General features: G+C 70.6%; 16 protein-coding genes. 13 read left to right on the forward strand and 3 right to left on the reverse strand.

Annotated elements, in window-relative coordinates; all coding sequences use genetic code 11:
• Positions 1–84: 84 nt before the first annotated feature.
• The 6 genes from ACT53R_RS17630 (at position 85) to xerC (ending at position 5,547) form a co-directional block, all read left to right on the forward strand.
• A complete protein-coding gene (locus ACT53R_RS17630; protein ID WP_476173256.1) occupies positions 85–2,199 on the forward strand; it encodes a S9 family peptidase in 2,115 nt (704 codons plus the stop codon).
• 183 nt (positions 2,200–2,382) lie between these two features.
• The gene (gene lptM, locus ACT53R_RS17635; protein WP_476173223.1) at positions 2,383–2,601 is read left to right on the forward strand and encodes an LPS translocon maturation chaperone LptM; all 219 of its coding nucleotides are present in this window, start codon (positions 2,383–2,385) and stop codon (positions 2,599–2,601) included.
• 3 nt (positions 2,602–2,604) lie between these two features.
• Positions 2,605–3,486 carry a diaminopimelate epimerase gene (gene dapF / locus ACT53R_RS17640; protein WP_476173224.1) on the forward strand — a complete coding sequence of 294 codons (882 nt, stop codon included), beginning with the start codon at positions 2,605–2,607 and terminating at the stop codon, positions 3,484–3,486.
• A 62-nt stretch (positions 3,487–3,548) separates the two neighbouring features.
• Complete coding sequence (locus ACT53R_RS17645) at positions 3,549–4,220, forward strand: DUF484 family protein (RefSeq protein ID WP_476173225.1); 672 nt, start codon at positions 3,549–3,551, stop codon at positions 4,218–4,220.
• A 14-nt stretch (positions 4,221–4,234) separates the two neighbouring features.
• On the forward strand, positions 4,235–4,669 hold the full coding sequence (locus ACT53R_RS17650) for a hypothetical protein (protein WP_476173226.1): 435 nt from the start codon (positions 4,235–4,237) through the stop codon (positions 4,667–4,669).
• On the forward strand, positions 4,666–5,547 hold the full coding sequence (xerC, locus tag ACT53R_RS17655) for a tyrosine recombinase XerC (protein ID WP_476173227.1): 882 nt from the start codon (positions 4,666–4,668) through the stop codon (positions 5,545–5,547). Before ACT53R_RS17650 ends, xerC begins: the two co-directional genes overlap by 4 nt.
• A gap of 469 nt (positions 5,548–6,016) precedes the next feature.
• Here the strand turns inward: xerC and ACT53R_RS17660 are convergent, their stop codons facing one another.
• On the reverse strand, positions 6,017–7,705 hold the full coding sequence (locus tag ACT53R_RS17660; RefSeq protein ID WP_476173228.1) for a GspE/PulE family protein: 1,689 nt from the start codon (positions 7,703–7,705) through the stop codon (positions 6,017–6,019).
• A gap of 216 nt (positions 7,706–7,921) precedes the next feature.
• Between ACT53R_RS17660 and ACT53R_RS17665 the strand changes: the two genes are divergently transcribed.
• From ACT53R_RS17665 to ACT53R_RS17695, 7 genes are all read left to right on the forward strand, one after another.
• Positions 7,922–8,557, forward strand: coding sequence for a hypothetical protein (locus tag ACT53R_RS17665; protein ID WP_476173229.1), 636 nt, complete (start codon positions 7,922–7,924; stop codon positions 8,555–8,557).
• A gap of 82 nt (positions 8,558–8,639) precedes the next feature.
• Positions 8,640–10,055, forward strand: a complete 1,416-nt coding sequence (locus ACT53R_RS17670) for an XVIPCD domain-containing protein (protein WP_476173230.1) — start codon at positions 8,640–8,642, stop codon at positions 10,053–10,055.
• 70 nt (positions 10,056–10,125) lie between these two features.
• Complete coding sequence (locus ACT53R_RS17675; protein ID WP_476173231.1) at positions 10,126–11,433, forward strand: SDR family oxidoreductase; 1,308 nt, start codon at positions 10,126–10,128, stop codon at positions 11,431–11,433.
• A gap of 1 nt (position 11,434) precedes the next feature.
• Positions 11,435–11,899 (forward strand): DUF2269 family protein, encoded by a 465-nt coding sequence (locus ACT53R_RS17680; RefSeq protein ID WP_476173232.1) that lies wholly within the window; start codon positions 11,435–11,437, stop codon positions 11,897–11,899.
• A gap of 296 nt (positions 11,900–12,195) precedes the next feature.
• On the forward strand, positions 12,196–12,975 hold the full coding sequence (ubiE, locus tag ACT53R_RS17685; RefSeq protein ID WP_476173233.1) for a bifunctional demethylmenaquinone methyltransferase/2-methoxy-6-polyprenyl-1,4-benzoquinol methylase UbiE: 780 nt from the start codon (positions 12,196–12,198) through the stop codon (positions 12,973–12,975).
• 176 nt (positions 12,976–13,151) lie between these two features.
• The gene (locus tag ACT53R_RS17690) at positions 13,152–15,035 is read left to right on the forward strand and encodes a S8 family peptidase (RefSeq protein ID WP_476173234.1); all 1,884 of its coding nucleotides are present in this window, start codon (positions 13,152–13,154) and stop codon (positions 15,033–15,035) included.
• 109 nt (positions 15,036–15,144) lie between these two features.
• Positions 15,145–18,645: a membrane dipeptidase gene (locus ACT53R_RS17695; RefSeq protein ID WP_476173235.1), complete on the forward strand. Its 3,501-nt coding sequence runs from the start codon at positions 15,145–15,147 to the stop codon at positions 18,643–18,645.
• Between the two features lie 22 nt (positions 18,646–18,667).
• Here ACT53R_RS17695 and ACT53R_RS17700 read toward each other — a convergent pair whose 3' ends face one another.
• Both ACT53R_RS17700 and ACT53R_RS17705 read right to left on the reverse strand, forming a co-directional pair.
• Complete coding sequence (locus ACT53R_RS17700; RefSeq protein ID WP_476173257.1) at positions 18,668–20,044, reverse strand: ATP-binding protein; 1,377 nt, start codon at positions 20,042–20,044, stop codon at positions 18,668–18,670.
• Positions 20,045–20,103: 59 nt separating this feature from the next.
• Positions 20,104–20,799 carry a response regulator gene (locus ACT53R_RS17705; RefSeq protein WP_476173236.1) on the reverse strand — a complete coding sequence of 232 codons (696 nt, stop codon included), beginning with the start codon at positions 20,797–20,799 and terminating at the stop codon, positions 20,104–20,106.
• Between the last annotated feature and the right edge of the window lie 8 nt (positions 20,800–20,807).

A 20,807-nucleotide genomic window follows, 5' to 3' on the forward strand; every position in this document is an offset into this window, starting at 1 on the left:
GTCTGCCGCGGTTCCGCCCGGGCTCCGGGCATCGCCCAGGATCCCCCGATGTCCTTCCGTTCCCTTTCCGTCCTCACGCTGCTCATGACCCTCTCCCTGTCCACGTCCGCCGCCGATCTGCCCGCTCCGCCCGATGCCGCGAAGCATCCCCATCAGGTCAAGGCGCCACACGGCGCGGTCCGCGAGGACGACTACTACTGGCTGCGCGACGACAAGCGCAAGGACAAGGCGGTGCTGGCCTACCTCAAGGCCGAGAACGCCTACGCCGACAAGGTGATGGCGCCGCTGAAGCCGCTGGAGGACGCGTTGTACGGCGAGATCGTCGGGCGGATCCAGCAGGACGACGACTCGGTGCCGTACCGCGAGCGCGGCTGGTGGTACTACAGCCGCTTCACCAGCGGCCAGGACTATCCGGTCTACCTGCGCGCGAAGGCCGCCGCCGACGGCAGCCGTAGTACAGACGAGCACGTGTTGCTCGATGTCAACGCGATGGCGAAGGGCAAGGACTACTTCAGCGTCGGCGACTGGGAAGTCAGCCAGGACAACCGCCTGCTGGCCTGGGCCGAGGACACCAATGGCCGCCGCCAGTACACGATCCGCTTCAAGGACCTCGACACCGGCGAGATCTTCGCCGACGCCATCCACGGCGTGTCGCCCGACCTCGTGTGGGCCGACGACAACCGCACGCTGTTCTACGTCGAGAACGATCCCGAAACCCTGCTCACCGTGCGCGTGAAGAAGCACGTGCTGGGCACGCCGGCGAAGGACGATCCGGTCGTCTACGAAGAGCACGACGACAGCTTCTATATGGGCATCGGTCGCACCCGCGACGACGCCTACCTGTGCATCGGCGTGGAGAGCACCGTCTCCAGCGAAGTGCGCTGTGCGCCAGCGTCGAACCCCGAAAATTTCGTCGTGCTGGCCCCGCGCGAACGCGACGTGGAATACGACGCCGATCATTTCGGCGGCCGCTGGGTGATCCACACCAACGCGCCCGACGCGCAGGGGCGGCCGGCGCCGAACTACAAGCTGATGACCGCGCCCGACGGCGCGACCTCGCGCGACGCGTGGCAGGAATGGGTGCCGCACCGCGACGACGTGTTCATCGACGGCTACGAGCTGTTCGACGGTTTCACCGCCATCGAGGAGCGTTCCGAAGGTTTGCAGCGCATCCGCCTGCTGCGCGCCGGCGGCGAGGAGTTCGTGAAGGCCGACGAGCCGGCCTACGCGATGGAACTCGAGACCAACGCCGAGCCCGACACCGAGTGGCTGCGTTACGACTACACCTCGATGACCACGCCGGACACCACCTACGAACTCAACGTGCGCACCGGCGAGCGCCGCCTGCTCAAGCGCCAGCCGGTGATCGGCTACGACCCGGCGCAGTACGTCACCGAGCGCGTGTGGGCGCCGGCCCGCGACGGCACGAAGATCCCGGTGTCGCTGGTGTATCGCAAGGGCTTCAAGCGCGACGGCACTGCCGCGATGCTGCAGTACGCCTACGGCAGCTACGGCCTGACCAGCGACCCCGAGTTCAGCCTCACTGCGGTCAGCCTGCTCGATCGCGGCATGGTCTACGCCATCGCCCACATCCGCGGCGGCCAGGAGATGGGCCGCAAGTGGTACGACGACGGCAAGCTGATGCACAAGATGAACACCTTCACCGACTTCATCGACGTCACCGACTACCTGGTGCGCGAAGGCTACGCGGCGAAGGACCGCGTCGCCGGCTACGGTGGCAGCGCCGGCGGCCTGCTGATGGGGGCGGTGTCGAACCTCGCGCCGGAGAAATACCGCGTGATGCTGTCGCAGGTGCCGTTCGTCGACGTGGTCACCACGATGCTCGACCCGACCATCCCGCTGACCACCAACGAATACGACGAGTGGGGCAATCCGGAAGAACAGGCGGCCTACGACTACATGCTGACCTACTCGCCGTACGACAACCTGCGCGCGCAGGCCTACCCGGCGATGTTCGTCGGCACCGGCCTGTGGGACTCGCAGGTGCAGTACTGGGAGCCGGCGAAGTACGTCGCCCGCCTGCGCGACCTGAATACGTCCGATCGCCCGGTGGTGTTCCGCACGAACATGGACGCCGGCCACGGCGGCAAGTCGGGCCGCTTCCGCCGCTACCGCGAGCAGGCGCAGATGTATGCGTTCCTGCTGGACCAGCTGGGGGCGACTGCGCGCGTCGAGTGATCGCGATCGGGAGGTCCGAATGCGCCGTCATCCCGGCGGTTTTCAACAGCCGAATGGCTGGTCACGCCGGGATCCAGCGCTGAAGGCTTTGCCGTTGTTCTGATGTTCCGATCGCTGCCTCGAGCAGGCCGTCCCGGAGCCCGGCGCATTCCGTCCGGCCCGCGCCGCGGCTACACTGCGCCCATGAACCGACGCCTCGTTTCCGCTTCCGTCCTCCTCGCGCTCGCGCTGTCGCTGTCGGGCTGCGGCAACAAGGGGCCGCTGGTGCTGCCCGACGCGCCCGGTCAGGAGACCGCGGCACCGCCCGCCGCCGAGCCGGCATCGGCAGCCGCGACGCCTGCGGACGCTGCGCCCGCGACGCCCGCCGCCACGGACGGCAACGCCACCCCGCCGTCGCGCTGAGCCATGTCCGGGCCGGGCGCGCCCCTGCGATTCACCAAGATGCACGGTGCCGGCAACGACTTCGTCGTGCTGGACTTGCGGCCGCACGCCGGCCGTTCCGCGCCGGTGATGCCCGACGCCGCGCTCTGCCGCGCGCTGGCCGATCGCCATGTCGGCGTCGGCTGCGACCAGATCCTGACCATCGAACCCCCGCGCACGCCCGGCGCCGCCGCGGCCTACGGCATCCGCAACGCCGACGGCTCGGCCGCGGGCCAATGCGGCAACGGCGCGCGCTGCGTCGCCGCCTGGGTGCTGCGCGACAGCGTGCAGGTCGATCCCGAACGATGCCTCGTCGATCATTTCGTGCTCGACAGCCCTGCCGGCGCGCATCCGGTCGACGTCCTCGACCAGCACCACTACCGCATCGGCATGGGCCGGCCCGAGTTCGCGCCGGCGCGCATCCCGCTGCTGGGCTTCGATGACGTGCGCGACGCGTATCCGCTGGTGTTCGGCGGCGAGATCGTCGAACTCGGCGCGGTGTCGATGGGCAATCCGCACGCGGTGATCGAGGTCGATGATGTCGATGCCGCACCGGTCGCGAGCTTCGGCCCCGCGGTGCAGGCGCATGCGGCCTTCCCCGATTCGGTCAACGTCGGCTTCGCGCAGGTGGTCGCGCGCGACCGCATCCGCCTGCGCGTGTACGAGCGCGGCGTGGGCGAGACGCTGGCCTGCGGCAGCGGCGCCTGCGCGGCCGCCGCGGTGCTGATGCGGCGCGGTCGCGTCGATCGCGAGATCGCGGTCGAACTGCCCGGCGGCACGCTGCGCATCGCCTGGCCCGACGACGCTGCGCCGATGACGATGTCCGGCCCGGCGACGTTCGTGTTCGAGGGCGAGTGGCGGGCATGAGCGGCACGCACGATGGCGTGCATCCGAACGAAGCACACGAACAGCAGGCACGGGAGCCGGCCATGCACGACAAAGAGAAGATCGGCGCGCACGAGATCGCGGCCTGGCTGCGGCGCCATCCGAATTTCCTCCAGCAGTTCCCCGATCTCGCACTCACGCTCGTGGTGCCGCGCGAGCAGGGACCGGCGGCCTCGCTGGCCAGCTACCAGCTGGAAATCCTGCGCGACAAGAACCGCGAGCTGACCCGGCGCCTGCACGACCTGTTCGGCAACGCGCAGGAGAACGAGCGCCTCGCCGTGCGCACGCACCAGCTGACGCTGGCGCTGATGAAGCAGCACACCGCCGCCGACACGGCGCGGGCGATGGCCGCGAGCCTGGCCGAGGATTTCAACGGCGACCTCGTGCGACTGGTGCTGCACGCGCCGGTGGCCGGGCTGGACGACGCCGAGTGGCTGCGCACGCTCGCGGCCGACGACCTGCGGCTGGCGCCGTTCCGCGATTGCCTGAAGGACGGCGAGCCGATCTGCGGTCGCCTGCAACCGGAAAAGAACGTCGTGCTGTACGCAGATCGCGCCGAGGACGTGCAGTCCAGCGCGCTGCTGCCGCTTCCGGGCACGGGCCTGATCGCCGTGGGCAGCCGCGATCCCAACCGCTTCTTCCCCGGCATGGGCACGCTGTTCCTGCGGATGATGGGCGACGCCTTCGTCGCCGCGATGGGTCGTTTCGCGGGCTGAGGCCAAGGGCGACGATGGCTCCGGAGTCCGTCAACCTCGCGCTCGTCGTCGCTGCTGCGCTCAGCGCGACGGCGGCGCTGCTGCATGTCGGCTGCATCGTGTTCGGCGCGCCGTGGTATCGCTTCTTCGGCGCCGGTGAACAGATGGCGCAGATGGCCGAACGCGGCGAGTGGCGGCCGACGCTGATCACGAGCGTGATCGTGCTGGTGCTGTCGGCGTGGGCAGCGTACGCGCTGTCCGGCGCCGGCGTGCTGCCGCGCTTCCCGCTGCTGCGCACCGCGCTGTGCCTGATCGCCGGCGTGTACACGCTGCGCGGCGTGGCCGGGCTGGTGGTCGCCGCCTCGGGGCGCGCCGCCAATCGCCGCTTCTGGGTGTGGAGTTCGCTGATCTGCCTCGCGTTCGGCCTGACCCACGCGGTCGGCCTGGTCCAGCGCTGGGCGCAGCTGTGAGCACCGCAGCCACTGAATTCCTGTCGCACCTGCAGGTCGAGCGGCGCATGTCCGCGCACACGCTCGATGCCTACCGCCGCGATCTCGATGCGTTGTCGGCGTGGGCGACGGCGCAGGGCGTCGACGATCTCGCCGTCCTCGATACCGAACACCTGCGCGCGTTCGTCGCCGCCGAACATCGCCGCGGGCTGTCGCCGAAAAGCCTGCAGCGCCGGTTGTCGGCCTGCCGCAGCTTCTATGCGTGGCTGCTGAAGCACGGCCGCATCGCCGCGAGCCCGGCCGCTGCGCTGCGCGCGCCCAAGGCGCCGCGCAAGCTGCCGCAGGTGCTCGATGTCGACGAGGCCGTGCAACTGGTCGAACTGCCGACCGACGCGCCGCTGGGCCTGCGCGATCGCGCGATGCTGGAACTGTTCTACAGCTCCGGCCTCCGTCTGAGTGAACTGTGCGCGCTGCGCTGGCGCGACCTCGCGCTGGCCGACGGCTTCGTCACCGTGCTCGGCAAGGGCAGCAAGCAGCGCACGGTCCCGGTCGGCTCGCACGCCGCGCGCGCGCTGGAAGACTGGCGCCGCGACTCCGCCGGCCAGCCCGACGGCGCGGTGTTCCCGGGCCGCGGTGGCAAACCGATCACCCCGCGGGCGGTGCAGATCCGCCTGCGCGCGCTCGCGCAGCGGCAGGGCCTGTTCAAGCGCGTGCATCCGCACCTGCTGCGGCACTCCTTCGCCAGCCACGTGCTGGAATCCTCCGGCGACCTGCGCGGCGTGCAGGAACTGCTCGGCCACGCTGACATCGCCACGACGCAGATCTACACGCACCTCGACTACCAGCACCTCGCGAAGGTCTACGACGGCGCGCATCCGCGGGCGAAGCGGAAGGGGTAGGGCGCTCGCCGCGCGGCCGGTTTCCCGTTCGTGCTCGCCGCAGTTCGGCCGGCTTTCGATGTTGTCATCCGGGTCGATGGGTCACGGCGCAGCCGGATGCCAAAAATCCCGTCATCCCGGCGAAAGCCGGGACGCAGCTTTGAGCGCCTTTTCACTTTCCGGATGTCTTGCTCGCAACTGCGGCGGAAGCAAGGAAACAAGCGCCACCAATGGAAAAGCTGGGTCCCGGCTTTCGCCGGGATGACGGGAGAAAGGGTGCATCGAGATCAAGCAGGTCCCTCGCCTGCGGCTCGGAATGACACGGGAAGCGTGCCGGGTGCCGGATTTTGCCGACCTTTCCCGGTAGAGCGGCCTGACCAGCCATTCGGCTGTTGAAGACCAGGCCGCTGCTTTCGGGAAGGGATCGGGAAAAGCAGCGGCCTGAAGGCCGCTCTACCGGCGTCGTTCGCGGAGACGACGCGGTGGCGCGCTACTCCACCCGTACCCGCCAGGCCTCCGCGAGTGCGATCGCGCCGGTGCGGGCGAGGGCGACGGCGGCTTGGGTGATCGGCACCATGCCGTCCTCGACGGCCGCGTCGTGCAGCAGGTCGGCTTCGGCGCCGGGCACGATCAGCCGGCGCAGGCGCGGCGTGATCGTCATCAGCTCGTACACGGCGCGGCGGCCGTGCACGCCCAGGCCTTCGCAGTGTTCGCAGCCGCGGCCGATGTGGAACACCTCGTCCATGCCCACGCCGAGGCGTTCGCGCACGTGCGGGACCACCGGTTCGACGATGCGGCAGTGCGGGCAGGTCACGCGCACCAGCCGCTGCGACATCACCGCCAGCAGCGAGGCGCGCAGCAGGTAGGCCTCGACGCCCAGGTCGAGCAGTCGCGTGATCGTGGTCGCCGCGGTGTTGGTGTGCAGCGTGCTCAGCACGAGGTGGCCGGTGAGCGCGCTCTCGACCGCGATGCCTGCGGTCTCGTGGTCGCGGATCTCGCCGACCATGATCACGTCCGGGTCGTGGCGCAGGAAGTTGCGCATCGCGCCGGCGAAGGTGAAGCCGGCGGCGCGGTTCACCTGCATCTGCTGGATGTCCTCGATGTGGAACTCCACCGGGTCCTCGATGGTGAGGATGTTCACCCGGCGCTTGCGCATCTCCAGCAGCATCGCGTACAGCGTCGTCGACTTGCCGCAGCCGGTGGGCCCGGTGGTGAGGAACATGCCGTGGCTGGTGTCCATCACGTCGTCCAGCCGCTCGCGGTCGCGAGCGTTCAGGCCCAGCTGTTCGAGGTTCCACAGGCTTTCGTCCGGGTCCAGCAGGCGGATCACCACGCTCTCGCCGAACACCGCCGGCAGCACCGAGATGCGCAGGTCGACGTGACGGCCGTCCTCCAGCGGGAAGCTGGTGCGGCCGTCCTGCGGGCGCCGGTGCTCGGCGAGGTTCATCTGCCCCAGCACCTTGATCCGGCCGACCACTGCCGGGTGCAGCGCGCGCAGCAGTTGCCGCACCGGCACCAGTTCGTCGTCGATGCGGTACAGCACGTCGGTGCCGTGCTCGCCGGGGCGCAGGTGAATGTCCGACGCGCGTCGCGCCACCGCGTCGGCGATCAGCGTGTGGACGATGCGCACCACCGGCTGTTCCTTCGCCAGCCGCTGCGCTTCGGCGGGGTTGGTGTCGTCGGCGAGGGATTCTGGATCGATGCCCAGCTGGCGCGCGACGTTGCGGTCCTCCACCCGGTCGTAGCAGCGGGCGATGCCGTCGCGGATCTCGCGCGGGGAGCCGATCAGCGGGATCACGTGCAGGCGGCTGATGAAGTCGAGCACGCTCTGCGTCTGCCGCGTGCCGGGGTCCTCCATCGCCACCGCGATCATGCTGCCGTGGGCGCGCAGCGGGACCGCGCGCAGTTGCCGGGCCAGCTCCGGGCCGATCAATGCCACGGCCGCGGGGTCGGGCTGCAGCCGCGACAGCCGCACCAGCGGCACCCCCAGGGTCCGCGCCGTGCGCCAACTCTGTTCCACGGCGTCGTCGCCCTGCGCCTGCCACCCGGGCAGGTCGATGCCGGCGCCGGCTTCGCTGTCGACGAAGGGCACCTGCGGGTAGGTTTCGAGATAACGGTCGAGCGCGGTGTCGCTGTCGATCAGCAGCGGTCGTGCGAGCACGGATGAATCGGATGGCATGGCGGCTTCCCCCCCGAGAGCCTGACGCCAGTATCGCAGTTCCATTCATGTTGTCACTTGATGGCGATCAGTTCAGGCCATCGAACCGGTTCCTCGCGACGGGCCCGGGCTATCGAAGCCGGGCAAGCACCTGTCGCCCGCGCGTTCAGGGACGCGCGGCCGGGCGCACGGGGCTTCGACGTATAGTGCCGTGTCCCCCACGCAAGGATGGCCGCCATGCCGGGATCGTCCCCGCCGCGCCGCTTCGCCGCCACCGCCCCGGCCTGCGCGCTGGCGTTCGCCCTGTCCGCCTGCGCGCATCCGTCCGCGCCCCCCGCCCCCAGTTCCGCCAAGGAGGAAACCGTCATGTCGCCCCAAGCCCAGGCTGCGAAGCAGGTATCGCCACAGCTGGATGCCGAGCAGGCGCTGCAGAAGCTGCTGGACCTGCTGCGCGGCGCGCACCGGATCGAGGACATCGACGGCGCCGCGCTGAAGCGCGCCTTCGGCGTCGACTTCGCCAGCCACGACGGCCGCCTCGGCTTCGGCGAGCAGGTCACCGCCGACTGGTGGACCTCGATGGAGCTCGATCCGAAGGCGCCGTACGGCCCGCGCTTCGAATTCGGCTTCCGCCCCGCCGATCCCAACGCGTATCCGTCCGCCAGCGACATCTGCGCGCTCGACTTCGACCGCTTCGCCGCCGACCTGGTGGCCGCCGGTTTCCAGCGCGAGACCTACCGCGGCGAGCACAACCGGGTGATCCACGACACGTTCACGCGCGATGCGCTGAAGGTCACCGTCGAAACCCGCGGGGAGAACGACGACAGCCCCGGGAAGATCGCGCACGCCTGCGTCAAGACCGTCTTCGCCGAGTAAGCGCGGCCCTGCCGATCCGCTCTCCCGACCCCGTTCCGCCGGCGCGCCATGATCCGCGCCGGCCTCCAGGAGGAACCCTGTCATGCCGCTCAGTGCCGCCGCGCAGACACAGGTCGATGCGTTCAACACCTCGTTGACCCCGGACCAGCGCACCAATTTCGCCAACGCCCTCAGCCATTCCCCGGCGCTGGTCGACCAGATCAACACCGCCGTCGCCTCGGGCGACCTGCGCGGGTTCTCACTGCTGCCGGCCGGCACCCACGCCGGCGGGCAATACAACCCGACCGCGCGGACCATGGAGTTGCCGGCGTCGATCATCAGCACGCCCGCCGGCGGCCGCTACAACGCCGGCGAGTTGACCTTCGTGATGGGCCACGAGATCCAGCACGCGATCAACCGCCCGGTGCAGGCGGCGGCGGATGCCACCCTCGCCACCGAGGGCAACCGCATCGGCCAGAGCGCCTCCGCGCACCACGACTACACCGCCGTGCTGGCGACGCGACTGGCCGCCAACCGCGCCGACGAGGCCAGCGCCCACATCGCCGGCTACAACGCCACCGTCAGCATGGTCCGCGCCAACGGCAACGCCAATCCGTCGCTGGAAGACATCTACCGCGCCAATCCGTCGCGCATGCAGGATTTCATCGCGGTCACGCCGGGCACGCCGACGTCGACCTACGCGCTGCGCCCCGGCCTCACCGCCAGTGCCGACATGAGCCTGCCGATCAACGCCGCCAACACCGAGGCGATGGGCCGGCACTACTTCGACCAGCCGGCCGCGACGGCGCGCCTGGGCGCGAACGGCGATTCCAACTACCAGAACTACTACGCCACGAACCTGGTCAGCTTCGCGGTGCAGGTCGAGCGTGCGAACGCGCCCAACCATGCCGCGGCGGGCCACAGCCCGCAGCTGGAACTCAACATGGCCACGCTGGGCATCAGCGAGGCGCAGCTGGAGCGCAACGGCCTGAACCTCGGCGCGGCCGGCGGGCGCCAGCCGTACGTCAACACCGGCACGGCCCCGCCGACGCCGGGCAATTTCGACCACACCGCGACCACGCACCGCCACGTGCCGATCACGATGCCGGAAGTGCAGGCCCCGCCTGCGCCGGCGCGGGCACCGGAAGGCGACCACCCGGCCGTGCGCCACGCCATGGACGCGCTCGACCGTTCGCCGAACATCCCCGCCGACGCCTTCGGTGCCGATCGCCAGCGTGTCGCCGCCGGCATCGCCGCGCATGCCTCGGCGCAGGGCATCACGCCCGACCACGTCGTGTTCAACGATCGCCGCACCGACCTGATCGCGGTGCAGGGCAGCCTGTCCGACCCCTCGGCGAAGATCGCCACGCCGCTGCCGGTCAACGACGCGCTGCGCACCGACATGCAGCAGGCGGTGGCGAGGATCGACACGCCGCAGCCCAACGGCCAGGCGCAGACCTTCGCGCAGCCGGCGCAGGATGCCGCGCAGCAGGACGCCGCGAAGCCGCGCATGCAGTGATCGCGCGCCCGGACGCGCTTCGCGCGCATCCGGGCTGGCGCATGCGCGCCGCGACCGGTAGCGTGCGCGCATGTCGTCGCCCCCCGCGTCTGTCTCCGCCGGCACCGTCCTGGTGCTCGGCGGCAACGGCTTCATCGCCGGTCACGTGATCGCCGCCCTGCGCGGTGACGGCTGGCGCGTGCTGCGCGGCGTCCGCGACCCGGGCCGGCCGCTGCACGACGACGAGCGGATCTGCGATTTCACCGCGATGACCGCCCCCGGCGACTGGCGCAACGCGCTCGTCGGCGTCGACGCGGTGGTCAACGCCGCCGGCATCCTGCGCGAGACCGGCCGGCAGACGTTCGACGCCATCCACGTCGACGCGCCGCTGGCGCTGGCCCGCGCCTGCGTCGACGCCGGCGTGCGCCGCTTCGTGCAGATCTCGTCGGTCGGCGATCCGGCCGACGGCGCCTTCGTCGCCAGCAAGCACCGCTTCGATGCGGCGCTGCTCGCGTTGCCGCTGGCATCGGTGGTGCTGCGACCGGCGCTGGTCTATTCGCCGGCCGGTTCGTACGGCGGCACCTCGCTGCTGCGCGCGCTGGCGGCGCTGCCGTTCGGCGTGCTGGTGCCCGGTGACGGTCTCTGGCCGCAGCAGCCGGTGGCCGCGGAAGACCTCGGCGCGCTGGTGGCGCGCGCGGTCGCGGGCGAGGCCTGCGGCACGTTCGACGTCGGCGGGCCGCAGCGCTTGTCCTTGCGCGACTATCTGCTGGCGTGGCGGCGCTGGCTGCGCCTGCCCGGGACCCGCGTCTGGGGCGTGCCGGCGGGGTTGGTCGGCCTGGGCGTGGCGCTGGGCGAGGCCGTCGGCAGCGGGCCGATCGGCGGCACGACCTGGCGCATGCTCCGTCGCGGCGTGGTCGCCGGCGACGATGCCCTGCCGAAACTGCGCGAGGCCTTCGGCTTCGAGCCGCGCTCGCTCGACACCGTGCTTGCCGCGCATCCCGCGCAGGTGCAGGACCGCTGGCATGCGCGGCTGTATCCGGTCGTGCCGCTGCTGAAGGCGGGCGTCGTCGGGGTGTGGCTGCTGTCGGCGTGGGCCGGGTTCGCCACGCCGGCCGCGGACATCGCGCGCCTTGCCGCCGGTTCGCCGCTGGCCGACGCCATGCCGGTCGCGCTGGCCCGCGGCGGCGCTGGGCTCGACCTCGTCCTTGGCCTGTGGCTGGCCAGCGGCTGGCGGCCCCGTGCCTGTCTCGTACTGATGCTGGCCAGCGTGCTGGCCTACACGCTGGCCTTCGGCCTGCTGCTGCCGGCGCAGTGGCTGGACCCGCTGGGCGGCCTCGCCAAGAACCTCGTCGTGCTGCCCGCGCTGGCAGCGCTGTGGGTGCTGTCCGACCGGAGATGAGATGGACTACTTCACCCTGAAATGGATCCACATCCTGTCCTCGACCCTGCTGTTCGGCACGGGCCTGGGCATCGCGTTCTTCCTGTGGATGGCGCACCGCCGCGGCGATGCGCGCGAGATCGCCGCCACCGCGTCGACGGTGGTCGTCGCCGACGCCTGCTTCACTGCGCCGGCGGTGGTGGTGCAGTTCGCCAGCGGCCTGTGGCTGGCGCACATGGCCGGGCTGCCGCTGTCGATGTTCTGGCTGAAGACCGCACTGGTGCTGTTCTTCGTGGTCGGCGCCTGCTGGCTGCCGGTGCTGTGGCTGCAACTGCGCGCCCGCGACCTGGCCCGCGCCGCGGCCGCGGCCGGCACGCCACTGCCGCCGGCCTACTTCCGGGCGATGCGGTGGTGGTTCTGGCTGGGCTGGCCGGCGTTCCTCAGCGTGATGGCGATCTTCTGGCTGATGGTGCACAAGCCGGCGTGAGCTTCCGGCATCGTCGCTTCGCCAGCGATGCGTGAGGCGGACTGGTGCGGCGATGCGCGCGAACCCATCCCCACCCAAACCCTCCCCTTGAAGGGGAGGGCTTCAAGGCGAATGCCGTTTCTGCCGTTCGTGGCGTGCGTATCCGGAGGTCACGCGCGGTTCTCCCTCCCCTTCAAGGGGAGGGCCGGGGTGGGGATGGGTTGAATGCGACATGTTCCGATGGCCGCAAGGCTTCGTAACGGCGCCTCCGCGAGCGACCGGCAGGCATGCCGCAGACGGCGCGGTAAACTGCCGCCATGAACAGCCCCGAACGCGATCCCGCGGCCGACGCCGCCCCCGAGACCACCCACTTCGGTTTCCGCGACGTGCCCGTCGCCGAGAAGCAGAAGCTGGTCGGCGAGGTCTTTTCCTCGGTCGCCGGCAACTACGACCTGATGAACGACCTGATGAGCCTCGGCATCCATCGGGTCTGGAAGCGCTACTTCGTCGCCACCGCGCAGGTGCGCCCGGGCGACCGCGTCCTGGACCTCGCCGGCGGCACCGGCGACATCGCCGCGCTGCTGAAGGAGCGTGTGGGCGACGAGGGCGAACTGGTGCTCGGCGACATCAACGGCGCGATGCTGCGCGTCGGCCGCGACCGCATGACCGATCGCGGCAACGTCCGCGGCTTCGAGTACGTGCAGTGCAACGCCGAGAAGCTGCCGTTCCCGGACGGCAGCTTCGATCTCGTCACCATCGCCTTCGGCCTGCGCAACGTCACCGACAAGGACGCCGCGCTGCGCGAGATGCACCGCGTGCTGCGCGTCGGCGGCCAGGCCCGCGTGCTGGAGTTCTCCGAAGTTACCGCCGACTGGTTCAAGCCGATCTACGACTTCCATTCGTTCAAGGTGCTGCCGCGGCTGGGCAAACTGTTCGCCAACGACAGCGACAGCTACCAGTACCTCGCCGAGTCCATCCGCAAGCATCCGCCGCAGGACCAGCTCAAGGGCATGATGGACGCCGCCGGCTTCGAGCGTTGCTCGTACAAGAACCTGTCCGCCGGGATCGTGGCGATCCATACGGGTTACAGGCTCTGACGCAAGCCCGTTCGCGCACGGACGCCGATGGCGAACGTGCGGCGGCATGACGGAATGAGCGAACGGCACGAGGCCTTCGCCTTGCGGGAATGACGGGCATTCGCGGCAGGATTGGCCGGTCGGGGCGAAACGCGCCGTTGTCCGCAGAACGCTCTCCTGCGAAAGGATTCCGTGTCATGCCGCCCGTCATCAGCTTGCCGCCGGTCGGTCCCGGGCCGATTCCGCCGATCAATCCGCGGCCGACCACGCCCAGGCTGGTCGAGAACCTCCGCTTCCGGCTCGTCATCCGGCTCGATCGCAATCTCTCGCCGCTGTCGTTCCGCGCCGGGCGCAGGGGGCTGGACATGGCGACGCTCCAGCGGGCCATCGTGGCCTCCGCGAAGGCCGCATATCCCCGGATCGTGCCGCCGCAACTCGACAAGCAGGCGGTCGGCTGGGATTTCACGATCGAACAGGCGTTCCCGGGCGCGACGATCAAGACGCCCTACCGCCTGTGGTCCTATTTCGTGCTGGGCTTCCCGGCGGTGCGCGGCCGCGATCTCGGATACATGTGGGACATCGCCTACCAGATCGCGCGCGACGTGAAGGAAGTCGAGCTCGCCTACCCGGAGAGTTTCGGCGATCGCTTCAAGCCGCTGTCCGCCGGCGCGTCGGCGGTGGCGCCGGGCGACATGGCGTGGTCGCTGCGACAGATGAAGGTGCCGGAGGCACGGACCTTCGCGGCGTCGCAGGGGCGTCCCGCCGGCGGCGAAGGCATCGTGGTCGGCCAGCTCGACACCGGCTGGCTGCCGCATCCCCAGCTCGAACCCGGGCTGATCGACCAGGCGCGGCAGAAGAACATGCTGTCGGTCGCGGTGTTCCCGCCGCGGCTGGAGCTCGCGAACGATGCGATCGATCCGCAGACCGGGCCGGCCGACATCTTCCACGGCCATGGACTGGCCACGGCATCGGTGCTGGCCTCGCGCGGCGTGGTCTACCCGCCCGATCCGCAGTCGCTGTCGCCGGGGGCGGTCCTGAAGAGCGGCACCGGCACCGCCGCGGGCCCGCAGACGTGGTCCACGGCGGGCGGCGACAACCGGCTGCCGGGCGATGCGGAAGTGGTGGGCGTGGCGCCGGGGGTCAGCGTCGTGCCGGTCCGCTGCACCGATTCGGTGATGCTCACCGGCGATGTCGAGATCGCGCAGGCGGTGTGGTACGCCTGCCAGCAGAACGTCGACGTGATCACGATGAGCCTCGGCGGGGTGCCCAGTCCGATCCTGCACGTGGCGCTGGCGTACGCGGTGAACAGCAGGAACATCGTCTTCTGCGCGGCCGCGGGCAATCTCACGCCGTTCGTGGTGTTCCCGGCGGCGTATCCGGAAGCGATCGCCTGCGCCGGTTCGCAGCCCGACGGCAAGCCGTGGCGTGCGCTCTACGGTTCGTCGTTCGGCCCCCAGGTGGATGTCTCGGCACCGGCGCAGGGCGTGTGGATCGCCGACGTCGCGCAGATCAACAACGTCTGGACGACGGTGGTGAAGCCGGGCGAAGGCACGTCATTCGCGACGCCCGCCGTGGCCGGTGCCGCTGCCGTGTGGCTGGCGTTCCATGGTCGTGCGGCGCTGCTCGCGCGCTACCCGGGCATTCCGCTGCAGGACGTGTTCCGCACCCTGCTCAAGCGCACCTCGGCGAACCTCGCCGGCGGGCGCGGCTGGCCGCGCGATTTCGGTGCAGGCGTGGTCGATCTCGATCGTCTCCTGCGGGAGCCGCTGCCGGCCCCCGCGGATGTCGAACGCGCCGATCCCTGGAGCCCGGATGCCTTCATGGGGTACCTGGCCGACGGCGTGGCCTCCGTCGCGGCGGCGGCGGGCGCATCGCGGCTGCCGCCGGCCGCGCTGGGCGGCATGTTGTTGCTGGAAATGGCGCAACTGCTGTTTTCGAACACCGATTTCGCCAAGACCATCACCGACTTCGCAAACGGCGTGCGGCGCACGGTCGACAAGGTGGTCGACGACATCGGCACGTTCGTCGGCAATGCGGTGAATGCGGTTTCCGAGTTCTTCAGGAATCTGTTCGGGCCCTGATGCCCGTCGTGCGGGTCCCGTGATCGGGGAAAGGGAGAGGAACATGAGGGGCGTGGAAGCGAACGATCGCGCAATGGCACCGCAGGCTCGCCGGCGAAGCGGGTGGTGGATGCAAGGCCTGCTCTGGATCGTGCTGCTGCTGTGCAGTGGCCAGGCGCTGGCGCAGAACTGCGGCGCGGAAGGGCAGAATGCCTGCCCGATCTGGGTGCGTGTGCCGAGCTGCAATGCGTTGCTCGTGGAATCGGGCGGGCGTTGCGTACACCCGGCCTGCGGGCGCGACGGTGAGGCGGCGTGCACCGTGTTCCAGCGCGTGCCGAGCTGCGATGACGGGCTGGTCGAGCAAAACGGCCACTGCGGCGTGCCCACGCCCTGCGGCGCCGAAGGCCAGCGCGCCTGCCGGGTCTGGGAGCGCCTCCCCAGTTGCGATCCCTACCTGGTCGAATCCGGCGGCCGTTGCGTGCATCCGGCCTGTGGTCGCGAGGGCGAAAGTGCCTGCACGGTCAACGTGCGGCTTCCCAGTTGCGACATCAACCTCGCCGAGGTCGCCGGCCGTTGCGTGTTGCCCACGCCGTGCGGCAACGAGGGCGAACGCGCCTGCCGGGTGTGGGAGAACATCCCCAGCTGCCGCAACCGCAACCTGGTCGAATCCGGCGGCCGCTGCGTGCATCCGGCCTGCGGTCGCGAGGGCGAGGCCGCCTGCACGCTCAACGTCCGCGTGCCGAGTTGCGACAACGGACTGATCGAGCGCAACGGCCGCTGCGTGCTGCCGACGCCGTGCGGCAACGAAGGCGAGCGTGCGTGCCGGGTGTGGGAGAACATCCCGAGCTGCCGCAGCCGCAACCTGGTCGAATCCGGCGGTCGTTGCGTGCATCCGGCCTGCGGTCGCGAAGGCGAGGGCGCGTGCACGCTCAACATTCGCGTGCCGAGCTGCGACGAGGGGCTGGTCGAGAATGCCGGCCGTTGCGGTCTGCCGACGCCTTGCGGCAACGAAGGCGAGCGTGCGTGCCGGGTGTGGGAGAACATCCCGAGCTGTCGCAGCCGCAATCTGGTCGAATCCGGCGGTCGCTGCGTGCACCCGGCCTGCGGTCGCGAGGGCGAGGGCGCCTGCACGCTCAACATTCGCGTGCCGAGCTGCGACGAGGGGCTGGTCGAGAATGCCGGCCGCTGTGGTCTGCCGACGCCCTGCGGCAACGAAGGCGAGCGTGCGTGCCGGGTGTGGGAGAACATCCCGAGCTGCCGCAGCCGCAATCTGGTCGAATCCGGCGGTCGTTGCGTGCATCCGGCCTGCGGTCGCGAAGGCGAAGCCGCGTGCACGCTCAACCTCCGCGTGCCGAGTTGCGACGACGACCTGGTCGAGATCAACGGCCGTTGCAGCCCGCCCACGCCGTGCGGCGGCGATGGCCAGCGCGCGTGCCCGGTGTGGGAACGCCTGCCGCCCAGCTGCAATGCGGGGCTGGTGGAGACCGCGGGACGCTGCACGCATCCGCCGTGCGGTCGTGAAGGTGAGCGGCCCTGTCTGGTGGTCGAGCGCGTACCGAGCTGCGACGACGCACTGGTGGAGCGCGCCGGTCGCTGCGTGCGCCCCTCGCCGGGCTGCGGCGCTGTCGATCAACCCGTCTGCACGCTGGCCCAGCGGTTGACGGCCTGCGACGCGGGGCTCGCGTCCGTCCGCGGCCTGTGCATCGCGAAGACGCCCTGCGGCGGTCGCGGCCAGCGCGCCTGCGCGCTCGACGAGCGTCGCGAACAGGCCGGCACGCTGCATGGGCGCGCCTGCGCCGTGCGCCTGGTGGAGATCCCGGGCTGCACCGGCGAGTGCTTCGGTTCCAGCGGCACGTGCGGTGATCCGCTCGCGCGCATGGCGGAGCCGTCGATCGATGCGACCGTGCTGCCGCGCACGTCGCCGATGCGCGGCTACGCCGACCTTCACGTGCACATGTTCTCGCACCTTGCCTTCGGCGGCGGTGTGCTCGCCGGTCGACCCTACGACCCGCAGGCCGGCGCGGCCGGCGCGCTGAAGGCCGACTACGCGACCGACCTGGACCTGGTGTCCTTCGCCGGTACGGAGTTGCCGCCGGTGACGTGCCCGTCGACGATCCCGGGCTGCGGGCGCGTGGTGCTGCACGGCGATCACGTCGGATTCGTCGACGACACCGCCGGCCTCGGCACCGGCGACGACACCCGCTCCAACTTCGGCGCGCCGCTGTTCAACGGCTGGCCGACCTGGCACACCACCAGCCACCAGCAGGTCTACTACCGCTGGCTGGAGCGCGCCTGGCGCGGCGGCCTGCGCCTCATGGTCATGCTGGCGGTGAACAACGAAGTGCTGTGCAAGACATCCAAGCACGTGCGCGGCACGGACTGCGGACAGTCGATGCCCGCGATCGACGCGCAGTTGCAGGCGGCGAAGGACTTCGAGCGCTGGATCAATGCCCGGCGCGGTGGTGGCTGGTTCGTGATCGTGCGCACGCCGGACGAAGCCGAGCGTGCGATCCGTGCCGGCAAGCTGGCGGTGGTGCTGGGCATCGAGACCGACAGCCTGTTCGATTGCCGGGCCTATGCGCCCTGCACGCCGCAGTACACCGCGCAGCAGGTGGCGAAATACCGCGACCTGGGGGTGCGCCACGTCTATCCCGTGCACAACTTCGACAACGGACTGGTCGGCACCGCGGTGTGGATGAACATCCTCAATGCCGGCAACCGCATCATCGAACGCCAGTGGTACGAAGTCGCTGCCTGCGACACCTCGGATTTCCATCCGAGCCCCGATTTCGCCTCGTTCGCGATCGGCCCGGTCTTCAATCTGATCGAGCGCAGCAACAACGTGCCGTACCCGGCCTATCCGCCGCGCCCCGGCTGCAACGTGCGCGGCCTGGCGCCGGGCGGCGTCGACCTGATCAGCCAGCTGATGGACGCGGGCATGATGATCGACATCGACCACATGTCCCATCGCGCCATCGACGACACCATCGCGCTGTCGCGCGCCCGGGGCGGGTATCCGCTGTCGGTCGGGCACGGCCTGTTCGCCGAGTTGTACGAGCGCGCGGGCAATCGCCATGAGCGCATGCGCACGCGCGCGGAACTGGATGCGCTGCGCGAGCTCGGCGGCCCGGTGTCGGTGATGACCGTCGATGAACTGGATCGCGGCGCGGAGATCGAGCGCCCGGGTGGTGGCACCTACGTCAACGATTGCCTGCACTCGTCGAAGAGCTTCGCCCAGAACTATCTCCATGCGATCAAGACCATGCGCGGCCCGGTCGCGCTGGGCAGCGACTTCAACGGCTTCGCCCCGCATGTCGGGCCGCGATTCGGCGACGACGGCTGCGGTGGCGACAAGGCGCAATGGGCGGCGCAGCGGCGTGCGGGCGGGCGCCTGGCCTATCCCTTCACGCTGCCGGGATTCGGCGTGTTCGATCGCCAGCGCAGCGGCCAGCGCACGTTCGATTTCAACACCGACGGGCTGGCGCACATCGGGCTGCTGCCGGATCTCATCGCCGACATGCGCGCCACCGGCATCACCGACGAGGAGCTCGATCCCCTGTTCCGCTCGGCGCAGGCCTACGTCGAGGCATGGCGCAAGGCCGAGCGATTGCGCACCCCGCCGTCGCCCTGACTCCGTGCGCGACGCGCGGCGTTCACGCCGTCGGCAACGTCACCGTTGCGCGCAATCCGCCGAGGGTCGGCGAGGTGTCCAACGCGATGCGGCCGTCGTGCTGCTGCAATGCCTCGGCGACGATCGCCAGGCCCAGACCGCTGCCTTCGACACCGGTGCCGAGTTCGCGGTGGAAGCGTTCGAACACGCGTTCGCGCGCGGCTTCGGCGATGCCGGGGCCGGAGTCCTCGACCGTCAGCACCACGCCGCCGGGTTCGCGCGCCGTGCGCACGAGCACGGCGCCGCCGGCGGGTGTGTAGCGCAGCGCGTTGTCGATCAGGTTGCGGACCAGCGCGTCCAGTGCCGAGGCGTCGCCGGAGACGGTCGCCGGCGACAGGTCCAGCCGCAGCTGCTTGCCGGCGGCGATGTCGAGCGCGGCGAAGTCCCGTTCGTGCTGCCGCACCAGCGCGACCAGATCCACCGGGACGTGCGTGCGCGTGGCGCCGGCGCTTTCGATCCGGCTGAGTGCCAGCAGCTGCGCCACCAGCTGTTCCATGCGGCGGATGCCGGCATCGAGGTGTGTCTGCGACTGCGCGCGTTCGTCGTCGTTTCCGGCGTGGCGCAGGTTGTAGGCGTGCACGCGCAGCGCGGCGATCGGCGTGCGCAGTTCGTGCGCGGCATCGGCGGTGAAGCGGCGCTGGCGCGCGAGTTCGCGGCGCAGGCGATCGAGCAGGCCGTTGACCGCCTGCACCAGGCCATCGACCTCGCGCGGCACGCGCGTGGTCTCGATCGGTTCCAGATGCTCCGGTTCGCGCCGGGCCACCGCGTCGGACACGGTCTCGACGCTGCGGCTGGCCCAGCCGACCACGCCCCAGGTCAGCAGCGCGATCAGCGGCAGTGCCACCAGCAGCGGCAGCAGCGTGCCGAGCGCGATGTCCTCGGCGATCTCCTCGCGGATGGCGGCCAGTTCGCCGGACTGGTACCAGTGTCCGGACGGTGCGCGCAGGGTGAAGGTGCGCCAGTGCTGGCCATTGATGATGCGGTCGGCGAAGCCCGGCGCCAGCGGCGCCAGCCACTGGTCGGGACCGCTGTCGGAGCGCAGCAGCAGCTTGCCGCCCGCATCGCGCACCTGGAACGCCAGCTTGGTCTCGTAGGCGTGGCCTTCGGTCTTCGCCAGCACCGTGCCGACGCCGTCCACTTGCCCGCGCCAGACCTGCACCCGCAGCGCGTGTTCGTGGCGGTCGCCGGGCGTATCGTCCAGGTGCGCCAGCGGTTCGTCGACGAGGCTCATCAGCACCCGAGAGGAATGCGCGAGCTTGGCGTCGAACAGTTCCCCCGCTTCCTGCAGACCGGTGTGGTAGCTCACGGCCACCGCGGCGAGCAGCAGCAGCGTGGTCGGCCCGAGCAGGCCGATCAGCAGCGCGCGCCGGATCGAGATCCGGCGGGCGGGCGTGGTGCGGGCGTCCTTCGCCGGTTCGCTCATGCCGGGGTGTCGCCGTCGGCGGCGTCGCGAGCGACGCGCTCGTCCAGCGCGTAGCCGACGCCGCGCAGGGTGCGGATCAGCGCCGGATCGAGCTTCTTGCGCAGCGCGTGGATGTGCACGTCGAGCGTGTTGCTGGTGACGTCCTCGTCCCAGCCGTACAGCCGCTGCTGCGCGGACTCGCGCGAGATCGGCCGGCCGCGCTGCTCCATCAGCAGCCGCAGCAGCGCGAACTCGCGCCGCGGCAGGTCGAAGCTGCGGCCGCGCCAGATCACCTCCATCCGCTCCGGGTCCAGTTCCAGCGCGCCCATGCGCAGCGTCGGTGACGCGCGCCCGCCGGTGCGACGCAGCAGCGCGCGCACGCGGGCCAGCAGTTCGCCGGTATCGAACGGCTTGCCGAGGTAGTCGTCGGCGCCGGCATCCAGCCCGAGGGTGCGGTCGGCGGCGCGTTCGCGCGCGCTCAGCACCAGGATCGGCGCGACCACGCCCGCGCGCCGCGCCTGGCGGATCACTTCCATGCCGTCCAGTTGCGGCAGGCCGAGGTCGAGCACCGCCAGGTCGACGCCGCCGTCGCGCAGTGCCGCCAGCGCGCTGGCGCCGTCGCGCAGCCAGTCGACGGTGAAGGCGGCCCGCCGCAGCGCCGTGCGGACGCCTTCGCCAAGCGATTCGTCGTCTTCGATGAGCAGGATGCGCATGCGCCGAG

The sequence above is a fragment of the Lysobacter sp. DMC104 genome (genome assembly GCF_056313665.1).